The organism is Psychrobacter sp. CX18, from assembly GCF_057396215.1.
In genome coordinates, this window is record NZ_JBXYJH010000006.1 from 134,355 (window position 1) to 145,125 (window position 10,771).

The 10,771-nt window shown below is 41.1% G+C and carries 10 protein-coding genes and 1 tRNA gene; 7 read left to right on the forward strand and 4 right to left on the reverse strand.

Annotated features, from left to right (window positions below; translation table 11 throughout):
* The first annotated feature begins 71 nt into the window (after nucleotides 1–71).
* The 5 genes from AC2SLT_RS07065 (at nucleotide 72) to AC2SLT_RS07085 (ending at nucleotide 6,044) form a co-directional block, all read left to right on the forward strand.
* Nucleotides 72–1,040 (forward strand): phosphodiester glycosidase family protein, encoded by a 969-nt coding sequence (locus AC2SLT_RS07065; protein WP_486546940.1) that lies wholly within the window; start codon nucleotides 72–74, stop codon nucleotides 1,038–1,040.
* A 234-nt stretch (nucleotides 1,041–1,274) separates the two neighbouring features.
* Nucleotides 1,275–2,366, forward strand: a complete 1,092-nt coding sequence (gene ychF, locus AC2SLT_RS07070) for a redox-regulated ATPase YchF (protein ID WP_486546941.1) — start codon at nucleotides 1,275–1,277, stop codon at nucleotides 2,364–2,366.
* A gap of 349 nt (nucleotides 2,367–2,715) precedes the next feature.
* A complete protein-coding gene (locus AC2SLT_RS07075) occupies nucleotides 2,716–3,306 on the forward strand; it encodes a hypothetical protein (protein WP_486546942.1) in 591 nt (196 codons plus the stop codon).
* Nucleotides 3,307–3,528: 222 nt separating this feature from the next.
* Nucleotides 3,529–5,121, forward strand: coding sequence for a deoxyguanosinetriphosphate triphosphohydrolase family protein (locus AC2SLT_RS07080; protein WP_486546943.1), 1,593 nt, complete (start codon nucleotides 3,529–3,531; stop codon nucleotides 5,119–5,121).
* A 215-nt stretch (nucleotides 5,122–5,336) separates the two neighbouring features.
* On the forward strand, nucleotides 5,337–6,044 hold the full coding sequence (locus AC2SLT_RS07085; RefSeq protein WP_486546944.1) for a TetR family transcriptional regulator: 708 nt from the start codon (nucleotides 5,337–5,339) through the stop codon (nucleotides 6,042–6,044).
* 221 nt (nucleotides 6,045–6,265) lie between these two features.
* On the opposite strand, the gene AC2SLT_RS07090 is transcribed toward AC2SLT_RS07085, so the two are convergent.
* From AC2SLT_RS07090 to tsaA, 3 genes are all read right to left on the reverse strand, one after another.
* The gene (locus tag AC2SLT_RS07090) at nucleotides 6,266–6,946 is read right to left on the reverse strand and encodes a TetR/AcrR family transcriptional regulator (protein WP_486546945.1); all 681 of its coding nucleotides are present in this window, start codon (nucleotides 6,944–6,946) and stop codon (nucleotides 6,266–6,268) included.
* A gap of 123 nt (nucleotides 6,947–7,069) precedes the next feature.
* Nucleotides 7,070–7,855 (reverse strand): TatD family hydrolase, encoded by a 786-nt coding sequence (locus AC2SLT_RS07095; protein WP_486546946.1) that lies wholly within the window; start codon nucleotides 7,853–7,855, stop codon nucleotides 7,070–7,072.
* 131 nt (nucleotides 7,856–7,986) lie between these two features.
* Nucleotides 7,987–8,829, reverse strand: coding sequence for a tRNA (N6-threonylcarbamoyladenosine(37)-N6)-methyltransferase TrmO (tsaA, locus tag AC2SLT_RS07100; protein WP_486546947.1), 843 nt, complete (start codon nucleotides 8,827–8,829; stop codon nucleotides 7,987–7,989).
* Between the two features lie 489 nt (nucleotides 8,830–9,318).
* On the opposite strand from tsaA, the gene AC2SLT_RS07105 reads away from it, so the two are divergent.
* Both AC2SLT_RS07105 and AC2SLT_RS07110 read left to right on the forward strand, forming a co-directional pair.
* Entirely contained in the window at nucleotides 9,319–10,092 is a 774-nt protein-coding gene (locus tag AC2SLT_RS07105) for a ferredoxin--NADP reductase (protein WP_486546948.1), read from the forward strand.
* 107 nt (nucleotides 10,093–10,199) lie between these two features.
* A tRNA-Leu gene (locus tag AC2SLT_RS07110) sits at nucleotides 10,200–10,286 on the forward strand.
* An 88-nt stretch (nucleotides 10,287–10,374) separates the two neighbouring features.
* On the opposite strand, the gene AC2SLT_RS07115 is transcribed toward AC2SLT_RS07110, so the two are convergent.
* Nucleotides 10,375–10,710, reverse strand: a complete 336-nt coding sequence (locus AC2SLT_RS07115; RefSeq protein ID WP_486546949.1) for a polyhydroxyalkanoic acid system family protein — start codon at nucleotides 10,708–10,710, stop codon at nucleotides 10,375–10,377.
* Nucleotides 10,711–10,771: the final 61 nt, after the last annotated feature.

Consider the following 10,771-nt stretch of genomic DNA (forward strand, 5'->3'; position numbering starts at 1 on the left):
TTCTTAGGCTAACGCTAAGATATGTTCGAATACATGAACACAGGTTCTGAGAATAACTTATTGAGCAATATATGATTAAAGCATTTCAAAACCTAGGAAAATTTAGCCCTTGTTTGCCCCTAAGCTGTTTAGCAATAGGTGCTATGTTGATACTCAGTGGCTGTAATGAGGATGAGCTTAGTGGTCTGATAGATAAGGTAAAGGCTACCGACTCCAAAGATACAGACGCTAACTTCTGTCAGGCAGGTGTATCCCCTTTTGCTTATACCCTGTGTGAGGTCTCTCAAGACAGCTTGTCCGACCCAAACAGCGCATTATCCCTTCATTTATTCTGGAAGTCTGGACAATGGCAAAACAAGGAAGGGTCTTTGGATCAAAAAACCTCTCGCCTGCCGCTTTATAATTTTGATGCCTTAATAGACGACCTACCCCCATCGAGTACGCTTAAGTTTGCTGCCAATGCTGGCATGTATAACAACGAATTTGCCCCTATCGGCTATACCGTCATACAGGGCACGCAAATATTGTCATTAAACCTTAATGAGGGTGCAGGCAACTTCCATCTAATGCCAAATGGGGTACTGTGGTGGGATAAAAACAATCACATTAACATCACTGAAAGTCATAAGTTGGCAGAGCTTCAAAAAAGCGGCGACGCTAAGCCTTGGTATGCTACTCAATCTGGACCCATGCTGGTCATCGATGGCAACATTCATCCTAAGTTTAACCCAGAGAGTACTTCTGTCAAGATACGCAATGGGGTTGGTGTGTGCGATGATGGCAACATTAAATTTGTCACCAGTCATAATCCTGTTAACTTTTATCAATTTGCCCGTTTTTTTGAAAAAGATCTACACTGCCCCAACGCCTTATTTTTAGATGGGGGTATTGCCTCGGCGTTATATTCTCCTGATACCGAACATAAAGATGAGAAGAATATGGGGGTCATGGTAGGACTGATTAAAGACAATGACTTAAAAAAGGTTACTCCAACTAAAGTCGACATGAAGAATACTGCTGAAGCAACCGGTGTAAACTAGGACTTAATGGTCAAAGCTATTGTAAAATAATTACAAAATAATTGACCGTCATTATCAGTAGGCAGGATAATACGACCCCCACTCTATCTAATTTTTGCTACAATACGCGCTATTTAAAATGAATATTAACGATATAAAAACTATTCTATCTATCCTGTTTATATCTTTAAATCAACGTTTTATCTTTAACTCAACGCTTGTATGACAATCTATTTAAATTAAGAGAGACACATCATGGGCTTTAATTGTGGCATCGTGGGCTTACCAAATGTCGGAAAATCGACTTTATTCAACGCCTTGACCAAAGCAGGTATCGCAGCTGAAAACTTCCCCTTTTGTACCAAAGATCCTAACGTCGGTATCGTACCCGTTCCAGATCCTCGTCTGCAAAAACTTGCCGCCATTGTCAATCCTGAGCGAGTATTGCCAACAACGATGGAATTCGTTGACATCGCAGGTCTAGTGGCAGGTGCCTCGCAAGGTGAAGGAATGGGTAATCAGTTTTTAGCAAATATCCGTGAAACTGATGCAATTGCTCATGTGGTACGTTGCTTCGATGATGACAACGTGATTCATGTTGATGGTCGCGTGAGCCCCATTGATGATATCGAAACCATCAATACTGAGCTTGCTCTTGCTGACTTAGAAGCAGTTGAGCGTGCCATTACCAATCTAACCAAAAAAGCCAAGGGTAACGATAAAGACGCACAAGCTACCTTAGACGTGTTTAAAAAGATTGAGCCCTTTGTGGTAGAGGGTAAAGCGGCCCGTGCTGCCAATCTTGATGATGATGAGAAAAAACTTATTAAAAGCTATGGTCTTATCACCCTAAAGCCAACCATGTATATTGCCAACGTCAGTGAAGATGGGTTCGAGAATAACCCTTATTTAGATGCTGTTCGTGAATATGCTGCTAAAGAAGATGCCATTGTCTTGCCACTGTGTAATCAAATTGAAGCTGAAATTTCACAGTTAGAAGACGATGATAAAGCTGATTTCTTAGAAGCCATGGATATGGAAGAAGCAGGTCTTGATCAAGTTATTCGCTTAGGCTATAAAATGCTTGATATGCAGACTTATTTTACCGCTGGGGTTAAAGAAGTACGTGCTTGGACTGTCAAAGTCGGTGCGACTGCGCCAGAGGCTGCTGGTGTCATCCATACTGACTTTGAGCGTGGATTTATTCGTGCAGAAGTCATCGCTTATGAAGACTTTATTGAGTATAACGGTGAAAAAGGGGCGGCTGCCGCGGGTAAAGCCCGACTAGAGGGTAAAACCTATATCGTTCAAGACGGCGATGTCATGCACTTTAGATTTAATGTGTAGAGCTGACGTTAGCACTGACCGTTTAATAGAACACTAAATTTTAGGTTTGTATTCAAGAATTAGTACTTAATTTTGTTTAAGTTTAATTTTAAATAAATCTCGTTTTAACAAAGTCAATTTAATCAAAGCCGATATACACTATCGGCTTTATTTTATGACTTTATTGTTATAGTATAACATAACTTATTAAGCGTCTATTTTTATTTCTCTAATGATGCTAAAGCCTGAGGTTTATGCAGCGTTTAAATTTAAATAGACCCCTGTCTTATACCTCTAACTTGCTTTGCTCTAAATTATGACGTAAGACCTAACCCTTTTAATTAAACTTGTCCCATCAAAGGAAACCATTGTGACTCTACCCAAAAGCACGACATTATTCACGCTGATCTGTTTGCCTACCGCTACTGTCCTAACAGGCTGTCAACCCAACGACTCTATTGAAACTGTCGAAAAGGCAGAAGAGACTCCTCAACATAACGAAGAACATAGCGAAGAAAATGGTGTGCATCACGAAGATCATGCAGACCATAGTGACCATCATGACGATGAAGGTCATGACAATGTCGCTCATGCAGACGAGCATGAGCATGATCATGATCATGACAAAATTTACACCACGTTCAACTGTACACCAGACACAAGTTTAAGTGTCTATTATCATGACGATATTCAGCCTAAAACGGCACACTTGCTAATCGATGGCATAGAATATGATTTAACCAAAACCAACTCATTGCCAGATGACATCCATTCAGGTGACGTCTATATCGGCAATGTAGGTCTTGACGAGCATCATGGTCTACTCTGGCAAGTAAACGATAATAACGCTACTTTATATGAAATTTCTGTTGATCATACAAAGTCTGATGCCGTTCAAGAAACAAAGCGTGTTGAACATAAAAAACCGCTTTATCAGTGTCAACCAGCTACAGTCGCGTAGGCTGACCAATTCACCTATCATTAGTTAACCGACCCAAACTCCAAGCACCAAGTACCAAGTACCAAGTACCAAGTACCAAGCAGGGCGTATCATTAAATGAGTACATAAGTAAAATTAGAACATAAGCTCATTAATGACAATACGCCCTAGGTCAATTCGAAATTTTTCTGTTATGCTTATTGGCAACTGCATTTCTTTTTTGATTTGGTCAATTGGTGTCCTATGACTCAGCAAAACCTTAACCTGAACCGCCATTTAAACAATACTGATTTAAAAAAATTAACCCCCAGCAAGCATTGGTCTTATTTACTGACGGATCGCCGCTTAGGCAGTATAAAAAAAGACCGCGCCCAAGAAAAATCCCGCACTCCTTTTCATAAAGACTACGATAGGCTTATTTTTTCCCAGTCGTTTCGTCAATTAAACCAAAAGACACAAGTACATCCCTTAACCAATCAAATGGGTATTCACACTCGACTCACCCACTCGCTTGAAGTCTCTTGTATAGGCCGCTCCTTAGGAATGATGGCAGCAGAGAAGCTACAAGATAGCCTGTCAAATGGTCTACCACGTGGCATCAGTGTCGGTGATATTGGCGTAATCGTACAGGCCGCTTGTCTGGCTCATGATATTGGCAACCCACCGTTTGGTCATGCTGGTGAATACGCCATTCGTGACTGGTTTAATCAGCCTAGTCAGCAAGGCTTTCTGAGTCACATGACACCAGCGCAGCGTTTAGACTTGCAGGGCTATGAAGGCAATGCTCAAGGCTTTAGACTATTAACCCGTAATGAGCATCACCCTGATCGAGGCGGGATGCGTCTTACCTGCGCCACATTGGGTGCCTTTATGAAATATCCTTGGCTTGCCAAGCACAGTAATCTGGTCAAAGAGGATCTCACGCTAAGTTCAAACCAATCCCAGTCAGCGCAACTATCTGCACAACCAAACTTTGATCAGCACTACAATGACACTCCGCCTTCTAAGCATCCTACTGATTCTAAAAAAACCAATTCAACCACTCCTTGTACTCAAGCGAATACACCTATCAGTGGACTAAGTATACATAAATACGGCTGCTTCTTTAATGATGGAAATCTATTAGATAAGCTTGCAAGTCAATTACGACTGCCTTATGCACCAGATCATGATGGCTATGCCCGTCATCCGTTAGCCTATCTTTTGGAAGCTGCCGATGACATTTGCTATGCGCTTATTGATCTTGAAGATGGCATCCTTCTTAATATGATTGACTACCGAGAAGTTGAACCCTTGATGCTAGGATTGATGGGCTCTCGCGGGGCACCACCTGAAGTAACCAATAATGCCCCTATTGTGCAAAAGCTTGCTGCGCTAAGGGGTCGCGCGATGATGCGACTGGTCGATAAGGTGACGCAGGCATTTGTCATCCATGCCGATGAGATGCTTGCCGGCGAAATGCAAGGCAGTCTATTTGACCACTGTGAGCGTAGTGTCAGTGAGGGTATTGCCAAAGCAAAAAGCCTAGCCTCCTCTCAAATTTTCGCCCATCCAAGTAAAGTACGTATGGAGCTGATGGCCAATCGCTGCTTACAAACACTGCTTGATGCTTTTATGCCCTTGGCGTTGTTACCACTTACTCAGCACCCACCACATTTTGAACAAAAGCACCTTATCCAATTACTAAATCTACATTTGCATACTCTTAATCGTCAACTGGGCCTCGATGTCTATGATAATGCCTTAAATATCTTGGATTATATAACGGGTATGAATGACCATGAGGCCTATCGCTTGGCGCAAGATTTAAATGGTATTGGTGATAAGGTATGGTAATCTAATACTTTTTCAACAAAAAAGTTTGCTTATACGTTCTTTTTTATTGAATCTAATGTGACTGGGTATTATGCATTGCACCTATAGAACTACTTTTCATTCAGCGCAATCGAATAATACCAGTTGCCACCCAACCCAACTTTGCGTTAGTCTAAAAAAATTAAGGCGTTTGCTGACGCCTGCCCCAACCTTCATTACCACTGAGATACGCTAACATGACCATGACAAACACCTCCAATTTAAACACCCGCGAGCAGAAGAAATTACAAACGCGTCAAGCATTTTTCAATGCGGTTCTTGATCTGTGTATGTTAGGACAGTCTTTTGGCTCCATCAGCTTGCGGCAAGTTACCCGCGAAGTTGGTGTCGTACCCACTGCCTTTTATCGACATTTTGATGATATGGAAAACTTGGGTCGCAGCTTGGTTGAAGAAGAGCTTGGACAAGCGCTATCTACGCTACGAAGTGGTCTACAAATGGGGCGCACCCGTAGCTATGATCGGCAGATTGCCAAAAGTATTCAGTTGTTTTTTGCATCCGTTGATGAGCATCCTCGCTATTGGCAGTTTTTAGTGAGTGAACGCTTTGGTGGTTCAGAGTCGGTACGTAACGCCATCGACGCCCAAATCAAACTCTTTGCGCAAATTATGGGTGAGGATTTAGGATTACAACCAGCCTTTAATCATATTAATGCCGAAGACAGACGATTACTGGCAGAGGCCGGTCTTAATTTATTTTTAACCTGGATTATTGATTGGTTGGACCTGACTTATAGCCAGACACATGATGAAGACGTGGATAATGACAATCTAAAAGCTAAAAAAGAGCACATGCTTAGACAGTGTACCCGTCAAGCTCAAATGTTGTTTTACGGGGCTGAGAACTGGCGTTCAAATGAACAAACGCTGTTAATGGATGACTAAAAAAACTGCCCTTTCATATTCACTGAAAGGGCAGTTTTTTTATTGATGCTAATTTTTAGGTTTATGCGAATAAGATATGGCAGGCCTGAAAAGTAATAAAATGTGGGAAGCATCTTCATAATCTTTATAAAAGACTGCACCTTATAGCTTTAGGAAATATAGCTTTAGCGAATTTATCAATACGTTTTACTATAGTAGTCGATTATCTCAAAGGCAACATGTTACGAGCTTTGCGATTGTTGATGGGCTTCACTTTCTGAATCAATTTGATTAACCAATTCTACCATATCGTCGTCATCAACATTTTGACTCGGATACTGTTTAGGTAAATCCAACATCTGCTGAACCAATGCAATACGCAATGTATCTCGACGTCCCAAATAGCGTTGATAGAAGCTAGAATTTAGTAAGCTTGCTCCCCCTTGACCTATCGACCAGATAGTCGATAGATAATCACGGGTGCTTAGACCACTATTTTGACTTTGCAAATACTGACTGCTAATGTCAATCAACCGTTTCATACGTGCCCGTCTGATCTCATATAGCTCACCAAACATTCTATTAAGACCTTGAGCAGACGCAGCCAAACGCTCCTCAATTTGGTTAAATAATAATGCTTTTTGCGGATTCATCAATTGCTGGAGTATCATACGCGATACGCAAGCTGACACACAGTCATCAATTCTATTGATTTCGAACAACTGCTCTTCGTAACGAATAATGATACGCAGATATAACTCGTCTTTACTTGAGAAATGCTTATATAAGGTGCCTTTAGCCAGATCGAGTTGATCGGCCAAACTGTCTAAAGTGATATCACCACTTCCTGCTTCAAGTAAGAGCTGCTCAGCTGTGGCTAAAATGTTCTCTTCGCGGTTCTTGAATTGCTGCTGCCTGCTCATGCAAACTCCTAACCTTGTCGTTGTTATATCAAAGAAAATGCTGTTTAGAGCACATTGAAAGTCACCCTACAACAATAAGCGTTATGACTGATTGGTCATAACCTGAATAGGATACCCATTTTATTAACAATGTGCCAGTAGTTCCTCGAAATTTTTTGCAGTGAGTTGACCAACTTCCTCTGAGCTTATCCCAAATAAATCTCCCAAGCAGCTAGCCACGTAAGTCACATATGCCGGTTCGTTAGATTTCCCTCGTTTGGGGACAGGGGCTAGATAAGGACTGTCCGTTTCGATAAGCAGTCTATCTTTAGGCACCTTTAAGGCAACATCACGCAGACTTTGTGCGTTTTTAAAGCTGACTATTCCCGAAAATGAAATATAAAACCCTAAATCAAGCGCTTTCTTAGCGGTATCCCAGTCTTCGGTAAAGCAATGAATAATGCCATGGTCTGCCTTTTCAGCTTTTAAAATATCAATGGTGTCCTGTTTGGCTTCTCGAGTATGAATGATTAATGGCTTTTTTAACGTTTGGCTGGCATGGATATGACGTGCTAAACTCGCCTTTTGCTCCTGCTTATTCTCATCACTCCAATAATAGTCTAGACCTGTCTCACCAATCGCCCAGACATGGTCAGCAGAAGCCATATCAACTAAGCGCTCTGTGCTAGCAGACTTTAGAACCTGTAGATCTTCACAAGGGTGAATACCCACGCTCATACCAAGATTAAGATCATCATCGCCATATTTGCTAATAATGCCATATATCTCATCATACTCTGCAAAGTCGCACATAATCGCCATGGCGCGACTCACATTGGCTTCTTTCATGGCATGAATAACACCGTCAAGTTTGCCATCGTGGTTGCTTAAATCTAGACGGTTAAGGTGGCAGTGGCTATCTGTATACATAAATACTCTTCTAAATTTAAAATGGATGGTAATGACTGTCTGTTAACAATAGATTTATTTTTAATATCGGTATCAATTACTTAAAATCAAGCCGCTGAATGTATGACATCCTAGTTTTATAGCTTTATAGTTTAAATTTTATGGATGGAGACAATCTGCAAAGCTCTTTCGCCCTTAGTTTGTTGTAATGATTGAAAGCCCACATCATACTGTTTATAACGTATATAGTACACCCGGTTGCTATCGCTTTGACGATAAGCTGGACGCGGGTCTTGAGAGATTAATTGACATATTATATCCCTATCGTCTATCGTTAGCTGGGCCTCAAAAACTTCAGAGGCTGATTGAGTTTCAAGCCTTTTTTCGTTACTCTCGTCATGGCCGTTACACATGACACGATTACTCTCGCAGTTCATATTCATTAAACGATCAAACTGAACCCTTGCTGACTCACTAATCGACACCGGCATTAACACAGGCTTTTGTGACGCATACCCACTCACTGCTTCCGTAATGGCATCACTATAAGCAATATAAGGTTTGATATCGATAATGGGCGTGCCATCTACCATATCAGATCCGGTAATGTGAAGCTGCACTCTACCCTCTACCACGTCTACCCGTATCAACCTCACCACTGATAAGCCTAGCTGCGAAGGACGGTAGGTACTGCGTGTAGCAAAGACACCTAGTTTAACATTACCCCCCAGTCTAGGAGGTCTTACTTTGGGTTTAAAGGGCTGAACCTCATTCTTCGACTTCAAATAATTGTGGTGTGCCTGCCACGTGATCCAAAGATGGCTAAACTGCTCAATGCCTTCAAAGGCTTCAGGTGTGTCATAAGGGTCTAACAGCTCTATATAGCTACTATAAGCCACTAAATTCGGCTGACGCGGTATACCGAACTTTTGCGATAGCGGTGAACGGTGATATCCAATGATAGGAATAGACAGGTTGTTTTCAGCGTTAGGCATAAATCGTTTGCTTGGCTTGTGTGATGAATTCAATATTGTAAGCTATTCAGTACGCTATTAGCAGTGAATAAGCGGCTTATATTGATTTTAACATCTGTTATTCCATTTTATTATGATGCTTTTATCAATTTTTGCCGAGATTGACGTTATGATAGTGAAAAATTTGTTATTATATGCCGATTAGCATAGTGAGAACTTTTATCATTTAATTAGTTCATTTGATAAAGTATTTGTCTCTCTGTCAGGCGTAATGATTCATATTGAAATGGTAATTCGTATTTGGTCAATACCCTACTGACTGGTTTGCCCGATTCATATTTTAATCGTTAAGCAATCGTTTTACAGTAACAAATAATCGTTTAACATCAAATGACCGTTTAAGAGTATCAAAAAATCTGGTTCTCCTCTATTTCACACAGTTTTGTTAAAATAAATCACCATTTTAAATCGATAATCGACATTTCTGATATCCATTTTACTGAGGCTTGTATGTCAAAATTCCACACCGAAACAGTGACCTATGTACACCACTGGAATGATTCTTTATTTACCATCAAAACCACTCGTGATGCTGGTTTACGCTTCCGTAATGGTGAGTTCGCCATGATTGGCATTATGGTAGATGGCAAGCCATTGATGCGTGCGTATTCGATTGCCAGTCCAAACTATGAAGACCATTTAGAGTTTTTCTCAATCAAAGTGCAAGATGGGCCTTTGACCTCACGCTTACAGCATATCAAAGTGGGTGATGAGCTAATTATTAGTAAAAAACCGACGGGCACTTTGGTCATTGATGACTTACTGCCGGGCAAAAATTTATATATGTTAGCGACAGGTACTGGTCTAGCGCCTTTTTTATCCCTGTCTCGTGACCCTGAAGTTTACGAGAACTTCGATAAAATCATTCTATGTCATGGGGTGCGCCGTGTCGAAGATCTAGCTTACCGTGAGATGTTTGAAGAGACCCTGCCAAATGATGAGCTCTTTGGTGAATGGTATCGTGAAAAGTTTATCTACTACCCAACCGTGACCCGCGAAGACTTCCGTAATACAGGTCGTATCACAGATCTTATGAAGTCTGGTAAGCTCTACGAAGACATTGGATTACCGCCTATTAATAAAGAAGATGATCGGGTAATGATTTGTGGCAGCATGCCCTTCAACGCCGATATTTCTGAAATCCTTGACGGCTATGGTTTGACTGTTTCTCCACGAATGGGCGTGCCCGCGGATTACGTGGTTGAGCGTGCGTTTGTTGGTTAATAAATCTATTGTGGGGCGTATGTGATTAATAAAACACTTGACCACATTTGATAAATTGATATAATACGCCTCCTATCAAGCACATATTAAATGTTGCTACCCTACATGCCGGTGTGGTGGAATTGGTAGACACGACGGATTCAAAATCCGTTGCCTTTAAAAGCGTGTCGGTTCAAGTCCGACCACCGGTACCATTTAAAATAATTAAGCCCCTCTTTTAGGGGCTTTTTTATTGTCTTGCTTTTTAATGTCTGGATAAGTAATAACCGTTTAGCTAGTTTATTATTCAATACTATCACTACTAAACTCACTTATAGCATGATCTAGTTTACTTTCGATCTGGTCTATTATTTTAACTTTAAAGCTTTTGAATAAAAAACCTAGCTTCGCGTATAACTCAAATTTTTCGGATGTGCTGATACACTGACCCGACACACCCTTACGGCTAAAAGTTACCACATCCCCAGTCTCAGATCGTTCTAGTCTGCACCTCATGCGATAGTCAGTTTCTGCAGATGCTATCCAGTCATCCGTAATTCTGCGAGCTTTTTCTAGGCCTAATGAGTGTGAGCGCTCGATATGCAAATCTGGATATATAAAATGTGGCGAATCACTCATGTGTTGCTTCCTCTATTATTACTTATTCATAGTATGGAATTACCTAACAATACCTTCAAAA

Excerpts from the sequence above, each read along its gene's own strand:
- ychF (WP_486546941.1), top strand. The coding sequence starts at position 1,275 with ATGGGCTTTAATTGTGGCATCGTGGGCTTACCAAATGTCGGAAAATCG.
- AC2SLT_RS07065 (WP_486546940.1), top strand. The coding sequence starts at position 72 with ATGATTAAAGCATTTCAAAACCTAGGAAAATTTAGCCCTTGTTTGCCC.
- AC2SLT_RS07095 (WP_486546946.1), bottom strand. The coding sequence starts at position 7,855 with ATGTATACAGATAGCCACTGCCACCTTAACCGTCTAGATTTAAGCAAC.
- AC2SLT_RS07080 (WP_486546943.1), top strand. The coding sequence starts at position 3,529 with ATGACTCAGCAAAACCTTAACCTGAACCGCCATTTAAACAATACTGAT.
- tsaA (WP_486546947.1), bottom strand. The coding sequence starts at position 8,829 with ATGCCTAACGCTGAAAACAACCTGTCTATTCCTATCATTGGATATCAC.
- AC2SLT_RS07115 (WP_486546949.1), bottom strand. The coding sequence starts at position 10,710 with ATGAGTGATTCGCCACATTTTATATATCCAGATTTGCATATCGAGCGC.
- AC2SLT_RS07085 (WP_486546944.1), top strand. The coding sequence starts at position 5,337 with ATGACCATGACAAACACCTCCAATTTAAACACCCGCGAGCAGAAGAAA.
- AC2SLT_RS07090 (WP_486546945.1), bottom strand. The coding sequence starts at position 6,946 with ATGAGCAGGCAGCAGCAATTCAAGAACCGCGAAGAGAACATTTTAGCC.
- AC2SLT_RS07105 (WP_486546948.1), top strand. The coding sequence starts at position 9,319 with ATGTCAAAATTCCACACCGAAACAGTGACCTATGTACACCACTGGAAT.